The sequence below is a fragment of the Streptomyces rishiriensis genome (genome assembly GCF_003112535.1).
GTDB classification, from domain to species: Bacteria; Actinomycetota; Actinomycetes; order Streptomycetales; family Streptomycetaceae; genus Streptomyces; species Streptomyces rishiriensis.
On record NZ_BEWA01000022.1, the window covers coordinates 35,647 to 54,928 of the forward strand.

Here is a 19,282-nt window from a genome sequence, read left to right on the forward strand (position 1 = left end):
CGCGGGAGCGCTGCCACGCCCCGGGTCGGCGTGCGGCCGGTCAGGCCCAGGCGGTGACCGGCACGAACGCGCTGTCCTGGCGGAACAGGTCGGTGCCGTCGGACTGTGCGACGCTCAGCTGGTAGTTGTAGTGGCGCAGGTAGTAGCCGGGGTAGTTGTACGACTCGAAGCGGACAGAACCGCTCGCCGGTCCCGTCCGGGCGATGAAGGTGGCGTCCCTCGCGAACGTGGAGGTGCCGTCATTGACGTCGAAACGGCCGCGGAAGGAGTAGTGGCGCAGGTAGTTGCCGGCCGCGTCGCGGAAGGAGCAGGCGTTCGCGTCGGCGAGGCCGGCCACGACGGTGAAGGCGGACGCCTGCTTCTCGGCGGTGGTGCTGGAGCTCGTCACCACGGGCAGGTTGAGCAGGGCGGACTGCTCCTGCCAGTAGCGGGTGGTGTAGTTGGCGGAGCGCAGCGAGCGCGTGGCGTTCTTCGTCAGGGCCGGGCCGCCGGTGACGGTCTCCTTGATGACGGTGAAGTGGCGCGCCGTGCCGGAGATGCCGGGCAGCGCCTTGGGTGCGCTCCAGGTGGCGAAGGCGTCGTAGCTGTCGCTGTAGTAGTAGTTGCCGTCGCCGTAGCCGTCGAAGAAGATCCGCCAGCCGCCGTTGTCGAGCTGGATGACGGAGGGGCCCTCGCGGTAGCTGCCCCAGCCCGCCCAGTCCCCGGTGCGGGTGATCGTGTAGGGGCCGGCGAGGTTCGACGCCGTGCCGTACTCGATGTACTTGGCCGTCTCGTTCTTCGTGAACGCGTGGTAGGTCGAGCCGGTCTTCACGATGTAGGTGTCGATGTGGTTCGGTCCGATGCCGGACAGCGCGACCGGCGAAGTCCAGGCGGTGAGCGCGGAGTTGGCGGCCTTCAGCAGATAGGGGGTGAAGATCCACTCGTCGCTGGTCACCGAGCAGGACACGATGACGTTGACGCTGCCGTCGCTGTCGACGAACCACTCCGGGGCCCAGGCGCGGGACAGGTTGGCGATCGGGACCGTGTAGTCGTACAGGAACGTCCAGTTGACCCGGTCGGAGCTGCGGGCGAAGCCGATGGTGGTGCTGGCGTCCTGCCAGGTGTGGGTGGTGTAGGTGAGGTAGTAGTAGCCGTTGGTGTGCTTGAAGACGCTCGCGTCCCGGATCCGGTTGCCGGGCGGGGTGTAGGCGGAGGACTGCACCAGCCGGAAGTCCGTCGCGTCGTCGGACTGGTAGACGTTCACCGTTCCGTCGTTGCTGTCGAGGAACGGGACGATGGTGTACCGGGTGGCCGATCCGGCGGCCGGTGCGGCCGCGAGGGCCGTGCCGAGCAGGCCGGGCGCCTCGCCGAGCGCGAGTGCGGCGACGGGCAGGGCGGCCATCGCGCGCAGCAGGGAACGACGGGACGGGGTGCGGGGGCGTGTCGTCATGGTGCGGCTCTCCTACGGCTCAAGGTCCGAAATCCCGAACGCAGTTCGGAAAGTCGATCAGAAAGTAGGGGTGCGGCCGGGGCCCGTCAATCCTTTGCGCAGGAACGGAGGATGCCTGTGGGACGCCTGTGGCGGCCCCGGGCGCTCCGCGGCCGGGGCCGACGGGCGGGCGCAGGAAGCGGTCGCGAACTCCCCGGCCGGATGAGCGGCTTCCGCCCGTACCCTGTGACCATGGACGATGCGTCGATGGTCGGGCTCATGGGGCGGGTCACCGGGACGATCGGGCCGGGGCTCGTCGGCGAGGTGATCGTGCGGGTGCGCGGCGGCGCCGAGCACTTCCTCGCGCATGCCGCGGACGGCGCCGGCCGCATCGAGTGCGGCACGGTGGTGATGGTGGTGGAGCACCTGCCGCCCAGAACGGTCTACGTCACGCGCGCGTACGACAGTTGAGCCCGCTGCGGCCCAGGTGAGAGCCGCTCCGTGCGTCTTCCGAAACGTAAGCGTCAAGATTGCAACAAGGATGCGCCGGTGCCTTCACCGTGAGGCCGCACAGGCGCACACTCCCTTCGTTCGGTGCCGAAAGGGCACCATCAAAAGGGGGCGTATGCCGATGATCGTCGGCGTCGTTGCGGGGGTGGCGGTTGTCGCCGTCCTCGCTCTGATCGGTCTGTTCAAGATGATGTGGCGCGTCGCGGAGCCCAACGAGGCACTCGTCATCTCGGGTTCCAACCACCGTACCGAGGGCCTCGAGGCGGGCATGGGTTTCCGCATCGTCACCGGCCGCGGGACGATGGTGATGCCCGGTGTGCAGGTGGTGCGCAAGCTGTCGCTCGACCTGAACGAGACCGAACTGCATGTGGACTGCGTGACCCACCAGGGCATTCCGCTCAAGGTGCGGGGCGTGGTCATCTTCAAGGTGGGCGACGACTTCGTGTCGATCGCCAACGCCGCCCGCCGGTTCCTCGACCAGCAGAAGCTGATGTCGGAGCGGGTGCACAACGTCTTCGCCGGTCATCTGCGGTCCATCGTGGGCGGGTTGACGGTCGAGGACATGATCCGCGACCGGGAGAAGCTCACCGGGCAGACCCGTGCCGCCTGCGGTACGGAGATGGAGAAGCTGGGTCTGATCGTGGACTCGCTCCAGATCCACGAGATCGAGGACCCGACCGGCTACATCAAGAACATGGCGATGCCGCACGCGGCGGCCGTGCAGCGGGACGCGCGGATCGCGCAGGCGGAGGCGAATCGTCTCGCCACGGAGGCGGAGCAGGCCTCGTTCGCCCGGATGGCGGAGGCCACCCGGGACAGCGAGATCCTCCAGGCCGGCTACCAGGCCGAGCGGGACAAGGCGGGGGCCCGGGCCCGTCAGGCGGGACCCCTCGCCGACGCCGCCTCCCGGCAGGAGGTCGTCGTCCAGGAGACCCGGGTCGCCGAACTCGAGGCGCAGCGGCGCGAACAGCAGCTCCAGGCGGACGTGCGCAAGCCCGCGGACGCCAAGGCGTACGAGAAGCGCACGCTGGCCGAGGCGGAGCGCGACGCCCGGATCTCGGCGGCGCAGGCCAAGGCGAAGGAGACGGAGCTCGCGGCCGCCGCCGAGGCGACCCGGGTCAAGGCCGCCGCAGGCGCCGAGGCCGAGGCGACCAGGGCCCGGGGTGAGGCCTCCGCGGCCGCCACCCGGGCCACCGGTGAGGCCGAGGCGGCGTCCGCGCAGGCCAGGGGTCTGGCGGCGGCCGAGGCGGCGAAGGCACAGGGTCTCGCGGAGGCGGAGGCCATCAAGGCCCGTGCCGCCGCCCTCGCCGAGAACCAGGAGGCGGTCGTCGCACAGCAACTCGCGGAGAACTGGCCGGAGATCGTGAAGGCGGGCGCGTCCGCCTTCGGCAACGTCGACAACATGGTGCTGCTCAACGGCGCGGACGGCATGGCGGACGTGTTCGCCAAGGCGCTCACCATGGGCGGGACGGGGCTCGGTCTGGCCCGTCAGCTGCTCGCCTCGATGAACCAGAACGGGCAGGCCCCGAGCGGGACTTCGCCCCTCAACGGGACGGCGATCCCGCCGTCGCAGAAGGTGCCGGTCGAGGAGGGGTGACACGCCGGCCGCACCACGGGTGAGACGGGCGTGAGAGCACGCCGGTGAAACGGGTCACGGGGGCAGCCCTTAGGGTGCCCCCGTGACCGCGTTTACCGATGCAGACGTTCCGGGCCGTTCCGGCCCCACCGCCACCGTCGAGGCCGACCCCCGCGAGGTCGGCCGGGTGCGCACCGAGTACTCCCCCGCGCACGACGGCGACCCTGATCCCGGCGAGATCGTCTGGACCTGGGTGCCCTTCGAGGAGAACGACGGCCGGGGCAAGGACCGTCCGGTGCTCGTCGTCGCCCGGGAGGCCGGCGGCACCTTCCTCGCCGTTCAGCTCTCCAGCAAGCGGCATGACGGCGACCGCGAGTGGGTGCCGATCGGCAGCGGGCCGTGGGACCGGACCGGGCGGGACTCCTGGGTGGACGTCGACCGCGTCCTGCGACTGCACGAGGACGGCATGCGCCGGGAGGCGTGCGCGCTGGACCGGATGCGGTTCAACCTGGTGCGCCAGCGGCTGCACGAGCGCTACGGCTGGACCTGAGCCCCCTCCGGGCCGCGCGGCCCGGAAGCCTGCGGGAAACCGGAAGGCTGCGGCGGGAAACCGGAAGGCTCCGGGACACCGGAAGGCCGCGGCGGGAAACGGGAGGGCTGCGGGACACCGGAGGACTTCGCGAAAGCCGTCTCGAAGGCTCCCAGGACCGTACGTCCCGGCGTGCGGTCCAGCACGCCGAAGACCACGTGCTCGAAGGTCCCGGCGAAGCGACCGCCCCGGTCGAGCAGGGCGCGGAAGGCTTCCGCCACCTGCGCGGGATCGTTGCGGAACACCCCGCAGCCCCAGGCGCCCAGCACCAGACGCCGGTAGCCGTGCGCGGCGGCCGTCTCCAGGACCCGTTCGGCCCGGACGGCCAGCGCGCGCGGCAGTTCCGGCGCGCGCTCCGGCGTCGTGCGCAGCACCACGCCCGCGTTCGGCGCGGCCGCCGCCAGGAAGCCGACGCGGAACGGGTCGTCCAGCAGACGCCCGCGGTCGTCCCGGAAGACGGGCACGGCGGGTGAGTGGATCACCCGGTCCGTGTAGAACGGGTCGCGGTGGGCTCGGTGGTGGTCGTAGAACCCCCTGGCCGTGATGAGGCAGGTGTGGAGCGCGGAGGCCCGGCACAAAGCCTCCTCCTGCGCCTGGGCCCCGTTGAGGTATCCGCCTCCGGGATTGCGGGCGGAGGCGAAGTCGAGGACGGCGACGGGCGCGTCGGCGAGACGCCGGGCGGCCTCCAGGCTGCTCTCCCCGGTGACCTCGACGCGGGTGTCGGCGGGTGCGGCCGCGGGCACGCCGACGGCTCCCGGTCCCAGCATCCGGGTGCCCGCCCGGGCCGCCCGGATCGCCGCGGCGAGGGCCACCTCGCGCCCGTCGGACGCGCGGTAGCGGCCCGCCGCGACGATCTCCTCCGTCTCCCGTGCGATACCGCGCAGCCGTGCGCTCATGGCGCCACCCCCGTGGACGCCATGACCGTGCGGTGCGCGGCGGCTCGTGCCCCGCCCGCCTCCCCCGTCGTGCTCATACACGCATCGTGAGCGATCCTGGACATCGCGTGCAACACAGTTTCCCGGTGTCCGGAGCGCGTCGGGCATGAGCCGGGAAGAGCCGGGAATCAGGTCGGAACCGGCTGCGAGCGGTCGGGAAACCGACAGTGAACCGGCAGGGAATCGACAAGGAAACGACACGGAATCCGAGATCGACGGTCCCGAAAGTCCTGTTATGCACCCTTGTGCGGATCGGATCGAGGGTCTTGGGTGGAACGAGCTATGCCGGTCCGGTCCGCACCGGGATCGGACCGGTGGCATGGTGGAATCTCAGGAGGATCCCGACATGTCCGACTCGGTCAGCGACTGTACCGACGCAACGGAGCCCCGCACCGCCCTCACCGAAGCCGAGGTGGAGGCGCTGGTCAGGGGCATCTGTTTCAAGACCGGCCCGCCACGCGCCGTCGGGGTGGAACTGGAATGGCTCGTCCACGAGCTGCGCTCGCCGCGGCTCCCCGTACCACCCGAACGACTCAAGACCGCCTACGCCGCACTGCGCACCGTGCCGCTGAGTTCTCCGCTCACCGTCGAACCCGGCGGCCAGCTGGAGCTGAGCTCGCCGCCGGCCGCCTCCTTGACGGAGTGCGTGCGCATCGTCTCCGCCGACCTCGCCGCCGTCCGCGCGGTCCTGGACGAGCACGGCCTCGCTCTCGTCGGCAGCGGCACGGATCCCTGGCGCACACCGCGCCGCTTTCTGCACGAACCCCGCTACGACGCCATGGAGGCCTGCCTCGACCGCACGGGGCCGGCCGGCCGCGCCATGATGTGCGCCTCGGCGTCCGTGCAGGTCTGCGTCGACGCCGGCCACGAGGAGCCCGGCCCGCTGGGACTCGGGCGGCGCTGGTGGCTGTCGCACACGCTGGGCGCGGTGCTGGTGGCGTCCTTCGCCAACTCCCCGCTGCTCGGCGGCGTCCCCACCGGCTGGCGCTCCACCCGGCAGCTGCTGTGGACGGAGATCGGCGCCGGCCGCGCGGGCGGGCCCGTCCTGGACGGCGATCCCCGCGCCGCCTGGGCCCGGCACGTACTGGACTCGCCGGTGATGTGCGTACGGCGCGACGACGGTCCGTGGGACGTGCCGGAGCGGCTCACCTTCCGGGAGTGGACCCGGACCGGAGCCCCGACCCGGGAGGACCTCGACTACCACATCAGCACCCTGTTCCCGCCGGTCAGGCCGCGCGGCCACCTGGAGCTGCGCATGATCGACGCCCAGCCCGGCGACGACGGCTGGATCGTCCCGCTCGCGGTGACGACGGCGCTGTTCGAGGACCCGGAGGCCGCCGAGAGCGCCTACCGCGCGGTGAAGCCACTCGCCGAGCGGGCCCGGCCGCTGCCCGCCCCGCACAATCCGCTGTGGACCGACGCCGCCCGCCACGGGCTGGCCGACCCCGAGCTGCACGAGACCGCCGTCGCCTGTTTCGCCATCGCCCTGCGGGCGCTGCCGCGCATCGGCGCCGACGACGACGTCGTGGCGGCCGTCGCGGACTACCTCGACCGCTACGTCCGCCGGGGTCGCACCCCGGCCGACGACCAGCTCGACCGCCTGCGCGGCGTCGACACCCGCGCGAACGGGAAGGACCTCCGCTCATGACCGAGCCCGCCCTGGACACCGAGCCCGCGCAGGACGCCGAGCCCGCTCCGGACGCGGACACCCTCCGCACCCGGGTGCTCACCTCGCTCACCACGGCCCGCGAACGCACCACACTGCTGACGAGCTGCGTCGAGGAGCCCGACCTCACCGCCCAGCACTCCCCGCTGATGTCGCCGCTGGTGTGGGACCTCGCGCACATCGGCAACCAGGAAGAACTGTGGCTGCTGCGCGGCGTGGCCGGCCGGGAGGCGATGCGCCCCGAGATCGACGGCCTCTACGACGCCTTCGAGCACTCCCGCGCCGAACGGCCCACGCTGCCGCTGCTGCCGCCCGACGAGGCCCGCCGGTACGCGGCCGAGGTACGCGGCCGGGTGCTGGACATGCTGGAGTCGGCCGACTTCCACGGCACCCGGCTGACGGAGGCCGGCTTCGCCTTCGGGATGATCGCCCAGCACGAACAGCAGCACGACGAGACCATGCTGATCACCCATCAGCTCCGCACCGGCCCGCCCGCGCTGACCGCGCCCGACCCGGACCCGGCGCCGCTGGCCACCGGCCCGGCCGAAGTCCTCGTGCCCGGCGGCCCGTTCACGATGGGCGCCTCCGGCGAGCCCTGGGCGCTGGACAACGAACGGCCCGCGCACCGGCGCGAGGTCGCGCCGTTCCGCATCGACACCACCCCGGTGACCAACGGCGCCTACCGGGCGTTCATCGAGGACGGCGGGTACGACCAGGAACGCTGGTGGACGAAGGAGGGCTGGGCGCACATCCGCGCGCACGGCATCCACGCCCCGCTGTTCTGGCGGCGCGACGGCGGACAGTGGCTGCGCCGCCGCTTCGGGACGACCGAGGTCGTGCCGCCCGAGGAGCCGGTGCTGCACGTGTGCTGGTACGAGGCCGACGCCTACGCCCGCTGGGCCGGACGCCGGCTGCCCACCGAGGCGGAGTGGGAGAAGGCGGCCCGCTTCGACCCCGCCACCGGCGGCTCGACGCGCTATCCGTGGGGCGACGCCGATCCCGGGCCCGAGCACGCCAACCTCGGCCAGCGCCACCTGCGGCCGGCCCCCGCCGGCAGCTACCCGGCCGGTGAGTCCCCGCTCGGCGTACGCCAGTTGATCGGGGACGTCTGGGAGTGGACCTCCAGCGACTTCCTTCCGTACCCCGGATTCCGGGCGTTCCCGTACAAGGAGTACTCGGAGGTGTTCTTCGGCCCCGAGTACAAGGTGCTGCGCGGCGGTTCGTTCGCGGTCGACCCGGTGGCCTGCCGGGGCACCTTCCGCAACTGGGACTACCCGATCCGGCGGCAGATCTTCTCCGGGTTCCGCACGGCCCGCTCGGAGACCGTCTGATGTGCCGCCACCTGGCCTACCTGGGGCCCGAGGAGCCACTGGGCCGGCTCCTCGTGGAGCCGCCGCACGCCCTGTACCGCCAGTCCTGGGCGCCCCGGCGGCAGCGGTACGGGACGGTCAACGCCGACGGCTTCGGGATCGGCTGGTACGCCGACGGCGATCCGGCCCCGGCGCGCTACCGCAGGGCCGGACCGATCTGGGCGGACCTGTCCTTCGCCGACCTGGCGCGGGTGGTGCGCAGCCGGGCGCTGCTGGCCGCCGTCCGCGACGCCACGCTCGCCGGCGCCGACGCCGAGGCCGCCGCGGCGCCGTACGCGGCGGAGGGCCGGCTGTTCAGCCACAACGGGGCGGTGACCGGCTGGCCGGGCTCGCTGGAGCCGCTCGCCGGGACGCTGCCCGCCTCCGCACTGCTGTCGATGGAGGCGCGCAACGACTCCGCGTTCGTGTGGGCGCTGGTGCTGGCCCGGCTGCGCGGCGGGGACACCGAGGGCCAGGCGCTGGCGGACACGGTCCTGGATGTCGCCGAAGCGGCCCCCGGATCCCGCCTGAACCTGCTTCTCACCGACGGCGCCACCATCGCCGCGACCGCCTGGGGCGACACGCTGTGGTACCTGGCGGAGCCCGGCCTGAGCACGGTCGTGGCCTCGGAACCGTACGACGACGATCCGCGCTGGCAGGAGGTCCCGGACCGCACCCTGCTCGTGGCGAGCCGCGCCGACGTCCTGCTCACCCCGCTCAAGGACCAGAGCCCGGACGCGGCATCCGCACCACTCGAGGAGACCGGCACGTGAGCCCGTTCCAGATCACCCGCACCCTCCCCGAGGACGCCACGGACGCCGCCCTGCGCGACGACGTCCTGCGCGGCCTCACCGCCACCCCCAAGACGCTGCCGCCGAAGTGGTTCTACGACGCGCACGGCAGCGAGCTGTTCGAGCGGATCACCGAGCTGCCCGAGTACTACCCGACGCGCGCCGAACTCGAGATCCTCGTGGACCGCTCCGGCGAGATCGCCGCGGCGGCCCACGCCCGCGCGCTCGTCGAACTCGGCTCGGGTTCCTCGGAGAAGACCCGCCACCTCATCGACGCGCTGACCGGCCTGGACACCTATGTGCCCGTCGACGTCAGCGAGAGCGCGCTCAGCCAGGCCGGACAGGCGCTGGTCGCCGAACGGCCCGGCCTGAACGTGCACGCGCTGATCGCCGACTTCACGGCGGGCCTGACGCTGCCCGACACCCCGGGCCCCCGTCTGCTCGCCTTCCTCGGGGGCACGATCGGCAACCTGCTGCCGGCCGAGCGCGCGGTGTTCCTGGCCTCGGTGCGGGCGATGCTCGCGCCGGGCGACACGCTGCTGCTCGGCACCGACCTCGTCAAGGACGAGCGGGTGCTGGTGCCCGCGTACGACGACGCGGCCGGGGTGACCGCCGCGTTCAACAAGAACGTCCTGGCCGTGGTCAACCGGGAGCTGGGCGCGGACTTCGACGCCGGCTCCTTCGACCACGTGGCGCTCTGGAACGCGCACGACGAATGGATCGAGATGCGGCTGCGCTCCCGCACGGCGCAGACGGTGAAGGTGCCCGCGCTCGACCTGGCCGTCGACTTCGCGGCCGGCGAGGAGCTGCGCACCGAGGTGTCGGCGAAGTTCCGGGAGGAGGGGGTGCGTGCGGAACTGGCGGCCGCCGGGCTGGAGCTGACGCACTGGTGGACCGACCGCGCGGCGCGTTTCGCGCTGTCGTCGTCCACCGTGCGGTAGCCGCACCCGCCCGGCTTCCCGCAGGCGATCGTCAGACGGCCGTCCGGCAGGCGCCGGGCGGCCGTCAGTAGGCGACCGTCAGCGCCTCGGTGATCCGGCGCGAGGCGCGGCGGGCCTCGGTCGCCGGGTCGGAGCCGGTGAGGGCCTTCGTCATGTAGCCCTTGATCGGGTTGTCCGCCTCGACGGCGGCCCACTCGGGCGTGCTGGGGGTCGCGCGACCCTGCGCGGCCCCCGCCGCCATGGCCGCGACCCCGTCCTCGCCGGTGACGGCCTTCGCCAGCTTCGCCTTGTTCGGCACGTAGTTCATGGTGCGGGCCAGCTCGGTGTCCCACCGCGCGCCGGTCAGCGCGGAGACCACCGCGACGGCGCCCTCGCGCACGTCGGTGTTGCGCGGGACGACGAGGTCGGAGCCTCCCGTGAAGACGGCGCCGGGCCGTCCCGCGCTCTTGCCGGGCACGGGGAAGAAGCCCAACCTGTCCCGCAGGGCGGGGTTCTGTTCCAGCACGGCGCGGGCGAGTCCGGGCACGGCCACGATCTGCGCCACCTTGCCCCCGGCGAACACCTGGGCCTGGGGCGGGTGTTCCTCGTCGGCCCGCACGGGGCCGTGGCCGAGCGCCTGGAGCCGCCGGTAGAAGTCCATCCCCCGCAGGGCGGCCGGCGTGTCGAGGGCGCCCTGCCAGCGGCCGCCGTCCTCGGTGGCGAGGTCGCCGCCCTCGTCCCAGACGAACCCGGCGAGGGTGTACCAGTCCTGCCCGGCCAGGTAGATGCCCTGGTCGCCGTCCGCGTTCAGCTTCTCGGTGGCGGCGAGCCACTCGGCGCGGGTGCGGGGCGGAGCGGCGACGCCGGCCCGCTCGAAGAGGTCCTTGCGGTAGATCACCACCCGGTTGGCCGCGTACCAGGGGATGCCGTACTGATGGAAGCGCTGACGGCCGGGTTCGGCGAGGCCGGGCAGCCAGTCGTCGCGCCCCCACCTCGTCGCGGACTCCAGCGTCAGGTCGAGCAGCCCGCGTCCCTCGACGTACTGCGGGACCTGGGTGTTGCCGACCTCGATGACGTCCGGCCCCCGCCCGTCGTGCGCCTTCAGCGCGGCCTGCACCTTGACGCCGACGCCGGTCCACTCCTGGATGCGGACGTCGAGGTCGAGGTCGGGGTGGTCGTGTTCGAAGCCCTCGGTGAACCGGTCCAGGAACTCCGGTGAGGCGCTGTCCTTCATCAGCCACACCGTGACCGTGCTGCGCGCGGGGCCGCCGGTCCAGGGCAGCGCCCCACAGGCGGTCAGAAGGAAGGCGGACACGCACACGAGGGCGAGGAGGCGACGTCTCACGGGGGTCCTGTTCTGTCTGACGGACAGGGCGAGGGGCCCGGCGTGGGGGACGAGCACGGTGCTCGTGCGGGTGTCCAGGATTTTGGTATGGACCAATGCGAGGGGTCAAGAGGGGGTCGCGGTCTCGGGGCCACGGGCCCGACGTCTCGCGCTCCGCCGCAGCTTGGGGCACGGTGGAGTGACGCGTGACACACGTGACGACGCCGACGTGACGCCGTCACGGTCGAGAGGAGCACCCTGATGTCGAACCACACCTACCGGGTCACGGAGATCGTCGGCACGTCGCCGGACGGCGTCGACGCGGCCGTCCGCAACGGCCTGGCCCGCGCCTCGCGGACCTTGCGCAACCTGGACTGGTTCGAAGTCACCCAGGTGCGCGGGCAGATCGAGGACGGCGACATCGCGCACTGGCAGGTGGGCCTGAAGGTCGGCTTCCGCCTCGACGAGTCGGACTGACGGCCGGCCTCTCGCGCGGACGGCGGGCTCCCCCGGGCGCGGGCACCCTCGCGCCCGGCCCGCCTCAGGTGCGGCCCTCGCCCTCCTGAGCCTGCCGCAGCGTGCCCGAAGGGGCGGTCCAGCGGGCCCTGACGACGGTGAAGCCGGCGCGTTCGGCGTCGTCGCACACCAGCTCGTCGTCGTCCACCAGCATGCGCACGTCCCGATGGCGGGCGAGCCCGCGCAGGGTCTCCAGCTTGGTGCGGCGCGCGGGCCTGCGGTCGTCGTTGCGCCGCATGTGCAGGCGCCCCTCGGGCAGTCCCTGCGCGGCGAGCCAGTCCAGGGTGTCCCGCCGGCAGCGCTCGGGCCGCCCGGTGAGGTAGACGACCTCGCACTCCTCGGCGCTCGCCACCGCCAGCGCGACGCCCTGCGGGATCGGCGGGTCCTGCGGCGCGGCCGCGAAGAACCCGTCCCAGTCGCGCGGTGTGCGCTCCAGGAACCGCTGCCGGTGGGCCGTGTCGGCCAGGGTGTTGTCCAGATCGAACACGGCGAGAGGCCGTCCGCTGCTGTCGGTCACGGCACCACCCTAAGCAGACGGCCGTCTCCCCGCCGTCCCCTCGGTCAGGTCGGTCGGGCGGGGTCGACGCGTGCGTCCCGCCGCGTCCAGGAATCCTCACGGCCGGCAGGCGTTGAACCCGGTATGAGCTCCGCGATCGCCTCCGCCCGTTTCTCCGTCCTCGACCGCTCGCGCATCCGCGAGGGGCACACCGGCGCCGAGGCGCTGCGGGACACCGTGGCGCTGGCGGCGGAGGCCGAGCGCCTCGGCTACCACCGGTTCTGGGTCTCCGAGCACCACGGTGTGCCGGGGGTCGCGGGTTCGGCGCCCACCGTGCTGGCCGCCGCCGTGGCCGGGGCGACGCGCACGATCCGGGTGGGGACCGGCGGGGTGATGCTGCCCAACCACCGGCCGCTGGTGGTGGCCGAGCAGTTCGGCGTGCTGGAGTCGCTGTTCCCCGGCCGGATCGACATGGGTCTCGGTCGCTCCGTGGGCTTCACCGACGGGGTGCGCCGGGCGCTCGGCCACGACAAGGGCGACGCCGACGACTTCGCCGCCCAGCTGGAGGAACTCCTCGGCTGGTTCCGGGGCCCCTCCCCCGCCGGGGTTCACGCGTACCCGGCGCGGGGGCTCAGCGTGCCGCCGTTCGTGCTGGCCATGGGCGAGGGGGCGGAGATCGCCGCGCGCGCGGGCCTGCCGATGGTCGTCGGCGACCTCCGCGACCGCGAGCGGATGCGGCGCGGCGTCGACCGCTACCGTGCCCGCTTCCGGCCCTCCGTCTGGGCGGCGGAGCCGTACGTGGTGGTCTCCGGGACGATCGCCGTCGCGCCGACGCCCGAAGCGGCGCGTCGGCTTCTGGTCCCGGAGGCCTGGTCGATGGCGTACTCGCGCACCCACGGCGTCTTTCCCCCGCTGCCGCCGGCCGAGCAGGCCGAGACCCGGACCATGACCGCGAAGGAACGCGGCTTCTACGAGGGGGGCCTCGCCGGGCAGATCGCGGGCTCCGAGGAGCAGGTGGCCCACGAACTGGAGGCGGTGCTGAACGAGACGGGGGCGCAGGAGGTCCTGGTGACGACCAGCACCTACGACCGTGGGGCACTGCTGGACTCCTACCGCCGGCTGGCCGTGATCGTGCAGGCGGCACGGGGCGACGCACACGCCGACGCACACGCCTGACCGCCCGCCCGGGCGGCTCCGCCGGCCACCGAGCGTCGCACCACCGGCGAACGTAGGATTGCGGGGTTTGTCCCGCGTCCCGACCCGTACGGAGTTCTCCATGCCGAGCCCCTCCGAGCCGCCCGGCTCCGCCCCGTCCGTGCGGGCGGGGCACGTCCGCGTCCGGGGCGCGCGTGAGCACAATCTCCGGGGCGTCGACGTCGACGTCCCACGCGACGTGGTGGCCGTCTTCACCGGGGTGTCCGGCTCGGGGAAGTCCTCGCTCGCGTTCGGGACGATCTACGCGGAGGCCCAGCGCCGGTACTTCGAGTCGGTCGCGCCGTACGCCCGACGGCTGATCCACCAGGTCGGCGCGCCCGACGTCGACGAGGTGACCGGGCTGCCCCCGGCGGTCTCCCTCCAGCAGCGCCGGTCGGCGCCCACCTCGCGTTCGTCGGTGGGCACGGTCACGAATCTGTCGAACTCGCTGCGGATGCTCTTCTCCCGGGCCGGCGACTACCCGCCGGGCGCGGAGCGCCTCGACTCCGACTCCTTCTCGCCCAACACGGCGGCCGGGGCGTGCCCCGAGTGCCACGGACTCGGCGAGGTCCACCGCGCCACGGAGGAGTCGCTGGTCCCGGACCCGTCGTTGTCGATCCGCGAGGGCGCGATCGCCGCCTGGCCCGGCGCCTGGCAGGGCAAGAACCTGCGGGACATCCTCGACGCGCTCGGCCACGACGTCGACGTCCCGTGGCGCGAGCTCCCGGCCGGGCAGCGCGAGTGGATCCTGTTCACGGACGAGCAGCCCGTGGTGACGGTCCACCCGGTGCGGGACGCCGACCGCATCCAACGCCCCTACCAGGGCACGTACATGAGCGCTCACCGCTATGTGATGAAGACCTTCGCGGACTCCCGGAGCACGGCCCTGCGGGCCAGGGCGGAGCGGTTCCTGACGTCCGCGCCCTGTCCCGCCTGCGCGGGGGGCAGACTCCGGCCGGAGGCCCTGGCCGTGACCTTCGCGGGCCGGACGATCGCGGACATGGCCGCGCTGCCGCTGGCGGACCTCGCCGGGCTCCTCGACGGAAGATCGGAGGCGGCACGCGTCCTCACCGAGGACCTCAGGTCCCGTATCGCACCGGTCGTCGAACTCGGCCTGGGCTACCTCTCACTGGACCGCGCCGCCCCCACGCTCTCCGCGGGCGAGCTGCAGCGGCTGCGGCTCGCCACCCAGCTGCGCTCCGGGCTGTTCGGGGTGGTGTACGTCCTCGACGAGCCGTCGGCCGGTCTGCACCCGGCGGACACCCGGGCGCTGCTCACGGTGTTGCGGCGGCTGAAGGCCGCGGGCAACTCGGTGTTCGTGGTGGAGCACCAGCTGGACGTGATACGCGCCGCCGACTGGCTGGTGGACGTGGGCCCCCGGGCGGGCGAGCACGGCGGGCAGGTGCTGCACAGCGGTCCGGTGGCGGCACTGGAGTCGGTCGAGGAGTCGGCGACGGCACGTCACCTCTTCGCCCGCTCCCCGGCTCCCGTGCGTGAAGTCCGCGCCGCACGAGGGTGGCTGGAGGTCGGTCCGGTCACCCGGCACAACCTGCGCGGGGTGACGGCCCGCTTCCCGCTGGGCGTGTTCACCGCGGTGACGGGCGTCTCGGGCTCGGGCAAGTCGACGCTCGTCGGGGAGATCACCGACGAGCTGCCCGGCGTGGACCGGCTGGTCTCGGTCGACCAGAAGCCGATCGGGCGCACCCCGCGCTCCAACCTGGCCACGTACACCGGCCTGTTCGACGTCGTCCGCAAGGTGTTCGCGGCGACGGACGCGGCGCGGTCCAGGGGCTACGGCGCGGGCCGCTTCTCCTTCAACGTGGCGCAAGGACGCTGCGAGACCTGTCAGGGCGAGGGCTTCGTGAGCGTCGAACTGCTCTTCCTGCCGAGCACGTACGCGCCGTGCCCGGACTGCGGCGGGGCCCGCTACAACCCGGCGACCCTCGAAGTGGCGTACCGGGACCGGAACATCGCGCAGGTGCTGGATCTGACCGTGGAGGCGGCGGCCCGCTTCTTCGCCGACACCCCGGCCGTCTCCCGCAGCCTGTCCGCCCTCCTCGACGTCGGCCTGGGGTATCTGCGCCTCGGTCAGCCGGCGACGGAGCTCTCCGGCGGCGAGGCGCAGCGCATCAAGCTGGCGACCGAGTTGCAGCGGGGCCGACGCGGCCGCACCCTCTACCTCCTCGACGAACCGACGACCGGGCTGCATCCGGCCGACGTCGAGGTCCTGATGCGCGAGCTGCACGCCCTGGTCGACGCCGGGAACACCGTCGTCGCCGTGGAGCACGACATGGTGGTCGTGGCGGGCGCGGACTGGGTGATCGACCTCGGGCCCGGCGGGGGCGACGCGGGCGGCCGCGTCGTGACGACGGGAACGCCGGCCGAGGTGGCCGGGGCGCGGGGCAGCGCGACGGCGCCCTATCTGGCCCGGGCGCTGGCCCCCGGGCGCGAGTGACGGCGCTGCTCCCGCCAGGCCCGGTAGTGGTCTGCAAGGGTCTCCTCGATCGGACGGTAGACGAGGCCCAGTTCCTCGACGCTCCTGCGGTTGTCGACCGGGAAACGGATGCCCAGATGGTTGCGGATGTAGCTCTGGGAGAGGCCGAAGGCGGGGCCGAGGACGCGCACCGGCCAGTGCGGGAGTTCGGTGCGCGGAAGGCGCGGGTTGCGCGGGTGGTGCCTGCGCAGGATCGCCGACATCTGGTGGAAGGAGGTCATCTCCGGTGCGGCGACGATGTAGCGGCCGTGTGCTTCGGGGCGTTCCGCCGCCGCGATGTGGGCCGCCGCCACGTCCCGCACGTCGGCCGTGGTGAAGCTGAAGTCCGGGGCGCCGTAGAAGAAGTAGCCCTTGAACAGCTCGTCCAGCAGGAAGAGACTGCCCGAGTCCGAGGCGGGGGTGAGGGAGGGGCCGAGGACGAGGCCGGGGTTGACGGAGACCATGCGCCAGCGGTCCTGGGCGGCCTCGGCCTCCCAGGCGGCCTGCTCGGCGACCGTCTTGGCGTAGTGGTACGGGTTGTTCTCCGCCGTGCTGGTGGTGTTGACGTACTTCTCCGAGAGGGTCTGTCCGTCCATCTCGCGCACGTCGGCGTAGTCGCCGAAGATCGCCCCGACCGTGGACGTGAAGACGAGACGCTCGACCGTCGCGGTGCGGTTCACGGCCGCCGCCACGTGGTGCGTCCCCCGCAGGGCGGGTTCCACGACGTCGCGTCGGCCGTCCTTGATCTTCTCCGGCATCAGGAACGGCGACGCCACGTGGAAGACCACCGCGCAGCCCTTCATCGCCTCGTCGAAGGAGCCCTCGGCCAGCAGGTCCGCCTCGAACAGGTGGAGGCGGCCGGGATGGGCGTCCTGGAGGTCGCGCAGCGGCCGGAGTTTCACCGTGTTCGCCAGGGAGCGCACGGTGGTGTGCACGCGGTAGCCGCGTTCCAGGAGCTGCCGCACGAGGTGGGCGGCCACGAAGCCGCTGCCCCCCGTCACGAGGACCGTTCGGCCGGCCGGGCTTGCGTTCACGCGCGCTCCCCTCGGAGGTCGGGATGCGTCATGATCCCACCGTGGAGGCCCGACGCCCCCTCGCCTGAGGGGAATTCGTCGCACCGCGTCCGCCGGCCCGGCCGTCTTCGGCCCCGCGCCGAGGACCCGCAGGCCCACGGGGCACGGCGGCCGGGCGCTGCGCCCACGGCGGGCACACCGTCCTCGCCGAGGGCGCGGCCGCATCCGCCGGCCTCGCCGGGTCGCGGGCGACGGGTGCGCCCCGCGGACCGACGTCGCGCCCCTCCCGCTCGCCGGATCACGGGCGGCCGTCGTGCCGGGCGCCGAACGGCACGCGCTCGCCCGCGTCGGCCTCGACGGCACATCGGCAGGACCTCCTCCGGAGGTCGCCGCGGGCGGCCGACGGCCCGCCGCGCGGCCCGCGTCGCCGCTGCCGTGGCGTTCGGGGCGGCGGACCGCGCCGCGCACTGGACCCGCGCACGCCGACCGTGTCCACCGGTGGGTCAGGAACGCCCGGGACGGCGGGTCACCGGCCTCCCGCCCGGACCTGGCCGACCGTCTCGGCTGCCTGCCGGAGTTCCCGTTCCCGTCCGGGGGCGGGTACGGGGACGGGGACGGCGACGGGGACGCCGGATCGCTCCTCGGCTGCCTGGAGCACATCGCGTCCGGCGCCGAACCGGCGGCGCGGCGGGCGCTGTCCGCCCGGGTCGAGGAGGTGGCCCGCAGGGCCGGACACGGCGTCGTGTCCGCCGGCCGGGGCGAGGACCCGCTGCTCGTACGGGCCGCCCAGCACCCCGGCCCCGGCCGCGGCGGCCAGCGCCCTGCGGTCGGGGTGATCGCCGGGCGCGAGGACGGGCAGCACCTCGACCTCGGCCACCAGGCCCCGGGCGCACACCACCCGCCACACCGAGGCGAGCAGCGGATCGTCGCCGACGAACGCGGGCGCGGTGCTCGCCGCTCCCCCGCGGTCCCGGTAGACGATGCGCACGGGCTGGACCGGGGCCCCGGCGTCCAGCGCGGCCTGGAACACCGCCCGCCGGAAACGCCCCTGGGCGCGGCCGCACCAGGTGCTGCCCTCGGGGAACACCGCGACCGCCCGGCCGGCGCGCAGCACGTCGGCGATCCGGGCGACCGTGGCGGGCAGGGCGCGCAGCCGGTCGCGGTCGATGAACATGACGCCGCCGCGCGCGGCCAGCGAGCCCGCCACCGGCCAGCTCCGGATCTCGGCCTTGGCGAGCATCCGGGCCGGCCGCACGCCCGCCAGCAGCGGGATGTCCAGCCAGGAGACGTGGTTCGCGACCAGGAGCAGTCCGGTGGCCGTGGGCGCGGTGGCGCCGGTCACCCGGATCCGGACCCCGGCCCCCCGTACGACGGCCCGGCTCCACCACCGCACCGCGCGGGCGGGAACCCACCGCCCCAGCGGAGACAGCACGACGCCGGCGAGGACCAGCACGGCCACCGTCGTGAGCCGGAGCACGGCCCGCGGCAGGCCCGCGAGGGACGTCGTCGCCCGCACGCACGCCCGCGGGGTGCAGGGCGCGCTGGGCAGCCAGACGCTCATCAGGCCGGGACGAGGGAGAGGAAGTGCTTCAGGTAGCGCGCGTTCACCCGCCGCATCGGCAGCAGCACGTACAGGTCGGCGACGCCGAAGTCGGGGTCGTGGGCGGGCTCCCCGCACACCCAGGCGCCGAGACGGAGGTAGCCGCGCAGGAGGGCGGGCAGCTCGGTGCGGGCGAGGGGGCCCGCCTCCTGCGGGGTCCAGGGCCGCAGCGGCCGTACCCGGTACTCCGGCGGCGCGAGGTGCTTCTCGCGCACCCGGTCCCAGGTCGCCGTCGCGAGGGCGCCGCCGTCGGCGAGCGGGACCGAGCAGCAGCCGGCCAGCCACTCGTGGCCGCGGTCCACCATGTAGCGGGCGATCCCGGCCCAGATGAGGCCTATGACGGCGCCGTCGCGGTGGGCGGGGTGCACGCAGGAGCGGCCGACCTCGACGAGGCCGGGCCGGATCGCGTCGAGCGGGCTCAGGTCGAACTCGCCCTCGGAGTAGAGCCGTCCGGCGATCGCGGCCCGCTCGGGCGGCAGCAGACGGTAGGTGCCGACCACTTCGCCCGTGGCGGCGTCCCGGATGAGCAGGTGGTCGCAGTGGTCGTCGAAGGCGTCCGCGTCCAGGCCAGGTTCCGGGCCGTCGAGGCGGGCGCCCAGCTCCCCGGCGAACACCTGGTGGCGCAGCCGCTGCGCGGCCCGGACGTCGTCCCTGTCGCGGGCGAGCGAGACGAGGTAGCCGGAGCCGGCGGGCGGGGCGGCGAGGGCGGGGGGCGAGAGGGGCATGGCGGTCATGGAGGTCTCCTGCGCCGGGCGGAAGAAGCATGGGGACGGTGCACGGGGGACTGCACCTGCTTTCTTCCGCGGCCGGCTGGCGTGGGCGTGACCGCCGCGGGGCCCGTGGATGTGCGGCTGCTGAATGACAGGCGCTCCGCCCGGCGCCGAACGCCAGACGGGACCGGGGATGAGCACCACTCCCGGTC

The 19,282-nt window shown here is 73.6% G+C and carries 16 protein-coding genes and 1 pseudogene; 10 read left to right on the forward strand and 7 right to left on the reverse strand.

Annotated features, from left to right (window positions below):
- Positions 1-40: 40 nt before the first annotated feature.
- A complete protein-coding gene (locus Sri02f_RS32900; protein WP_109004979.1) occupies positions 41-1,429 on the reverse strand; it encodes a glycoside hydrolase family 43 protein in 1,389 nt (462 codons plus the stop codon).
- Positions 1,430-1,660: 231 nt separating this feature from the next.
- On the opposite strand from Sri02f_RS32900, the gene Sri02f_RS32905 reads away from it, so the two are divergent.
- The 3 genes from Sri02f_RS32905 (at position 1,661) to Sri02f_RS32915 (ending at position 4,044) form a co-directional block, all read left to right on the forward strand.
- A complete protein-coding gene (locus Sri02f_RS32905) occupies positions 1,661-1,879 on the forward strand; it encodes an NfeD C-terminal domain-containing protein (RefSeq protein ID WP_174855754.1) in 219 nt (72 codons plus the stop codon).
- 154 nt (positions 1,880-2,033) lie between these two features.
- Entirely contained in the window at positions 2,034-3,515 is a 1,482-nt protein-coding gene (locus tag Sri02f_RS32910; RefSeq protein ID WP_109004980.1) for a flotillin family protein, read from the forward strand.
- Between the two features lie 82 nt (positions 3,516-3,597).
- Positions 3,598-4,044, forward strand: a complete 447-nt coding sequence (locus Sri02f_RS32915; RefSeq protein ID WP_069768846.1) for a type II toxin-antitoxin system PemK/MazF family toxin — start codon at positions 3,598-3,600, stop codon at positions 4,042-4,044.
- Here Sri02f_RS32915 and Sri02f_RS32920 read toward each other — a convergent pair.
- Positions 4,029-4,979 carry a TIGR02452 family protein gene (locus Sri02f_RS32920; protein WP_109004981.1) on the reverse strand — a complete coding sequence of 317 codons (951 nt, stop codon included), beginning with the start codon at positions 4,977-4,979 and terminating at the stop codon, positions 4,029-4,031. The two genes, Sri02f_RS32915 and Sri02f_RS32920, sit on opposite strands and share 16 nt — an antisense overlap.
- A 385-nt stretch (positions 4,980-5,364) precedes the next feature.
- Here Sri02f_RS32920 and egtA point away from each other — a divergent pair, with 385 nt between their 5' ends.
- From egtA to egtD, 4 genes are read left to right on the forward strand one after another with little or no spacing between them, the layout of a single operon-like run.
- A complete protein-coding gene (gene egtA / locus Sri02f_RS32925; RefSeq protein WP_109004982.1) occupies positions 5,365-6,666 on the forward strand; it encodes an ergothioneine biosynthesis glutamate--cysteine ligase EgtA in 1,302 nt (433 codons plus the stop codon).
- Positions 6,663-8,015: an ergothioneine biosynthesis protein EgtB gene (egtB, locus tag Sri02f_RS32930; protein WP_109004983.1), complete on the forward strand. Its 1,353-nt coding sequence runs from the start codon at positions 6,663-6,665 to the stop codon at positions 8,013-8,015. The genes egtA and egtB overlap by 4 nt, the downstream gene beginning before the upstream one ends.
- The gene (egtC, locus tag Sri02f_RS32935; RefSeq protein WP_109004984.1) at positions 8,015-8,806 is read left to right on the forward strand and encodes an ergothioneine biosynthesis protein EgtC; all 792 of its coding nucleotides are present in this window, start codon (positions 8,015-8,017) and stop codon (positions 8,804-8,806) included. Before egtB ends, egtC begins: the two co-directional genes overlap by 1 nt.
- The gene (gene egtD / locus Sri02f_RS32940; RefSeq protein ID WP_109004985.1) at positions 8,803-9,765 is read left to right on the forward strand and encodes an L-histidine N(alpha)-methyltransferase; all 963 of its coding nucleotides are present in this window, start codon (positions 8,803-8,805) and stop codon (positions 9,763-9,765) included. Before egtC ends, egtD begins: the two co-directional genes overlap by 4 nt.
- A 64-nt stretch (positions 9,766-9,829) precedes the next feature.
- Here egtD and Sri02f_RS32945 read toward each other — a convergent pair whose 3' ends face one another.
- Positions 9,830-11,089, reverse strand: coding sequence for an extracellular solute-binding protein (locus tag Sri02f_RS32945; RefSeq protein WP_109005092.1), 1,260 nt, complete (start codon positions 11,087-11,089; stop codon positions 9,830-9,832).
- Between the two features lie 240 nt (positions 11,090-11,329).
- Between Sri02f_RS32945 and Sri02f_RS32950 the strand changes: the two genes are divergently transcribed.
- Positions 11,330-11,545, forward strand: coding sequence for a dodecin (locus tag Sri02f_RS32950; protein ID WP_109004986.1), 216 nt, complete (start codon positions 11,330-11,332; stop codon positions 11,543-11,545).
- A gap of 64 nt (positions 11,546-11,609) precedes the next feature.
- On the opposite strand, the gene Sri02f_RS32955 is transcribed toward Sri02f_RS32950, so the two are convergent.
- Positions 11,610-12,101: a phosphatase domain-containing protein gene (locus Sri02f_RS32955; protein WP_109004987.1), complete on the reverse strand. Its 492-nt coding sequence runs from the start codon at positions 12,099-12,101 to the stop codon at positions 11,610-11,612.
- Between the two features lie 123 nt (positions 12,102-12,224).
- On the opposite strand from Sri02f_RS32955, the gene Sri02f_RS32960 reads away from it, so the two are divergent.
- The gene (locus Sri02f_RS32960; RefSeq protein WP_109004988.1) at positions 12,225-13,256 is read left to right on the forward strand and encodes an LLM class flavin-dependent oxidoreductase; all 1,032 of its coding nucleotides are present in this window, start codon (positions 12,225-12,227) and stop codon (positions 13,254-13,256) included.
- A gap of 100 nt (positions 13,257-13,356) precedes the next feature.
- A complete protein-coding gene (locus tag Sri02f_RS32965) occupies positions 13,357-15,729 on the forward strand; it encodes an ATP-binding cassette domain-containing protein (RefSeq protein WP_109004989.1) in 2,373 nt (790 codons plus the stop codon).
- Here the strand turns inward: Sri02f_RS32965 and Sri02f_RS32970 are convergent.
- The 3 genes and pseudogenes from Sri02f_RS32970 to Sri02f_RS32980 all read right to left on the reverse strand — a co-directional run bounded on the left by Sri02f_RS32970 (position 15,693) and on the right by Sri02f_RS32980 (position 19,094).
- Complete coding sequence (locus tag Sri02f_RS32970; RefSeq protein WP_109004990.1) at positions 15,693-16,781, reverse strand: NAD-dependent epimerase/dehydratase family protein; 1,089 nt, start codon at positions 16,779-16,781, stop codon at positions 15,693-15,695. The two genes, Sri02f_RS32965 and Sri02f_RS32970, sit on opposite strands and share 37 nt — an antisense overlap.
- A 763-nt stretch (positions 16,782-17,544) precedes the next feature.
- A pseudogene (locus Sri02f_RS32975) lies at positions 17,545-18,321 on the reverse strand (lysophospholipid acyltransferase family protein); the annotation flags it as partial.
- The gene (locus Sri02f_RS32980; RefSeq protein WP_109004992.1) at positions 18,321-19,094 is read right to left on the reverse strand and encodes a GNAT family N-acetyltransferase; all 774 of its coding nucleotides are present in this window, start codon (positions 19,092-19,094) and stop codon (positions 18,321-18,323) included. The gene Sri02f_RS32980 and the pseudogene Sri02f_RS32975, both read right to left, overlap by 1 nt.
- Between the last annotated feature and the right edge of the window lie 188 nt (positions 19,095-19,282).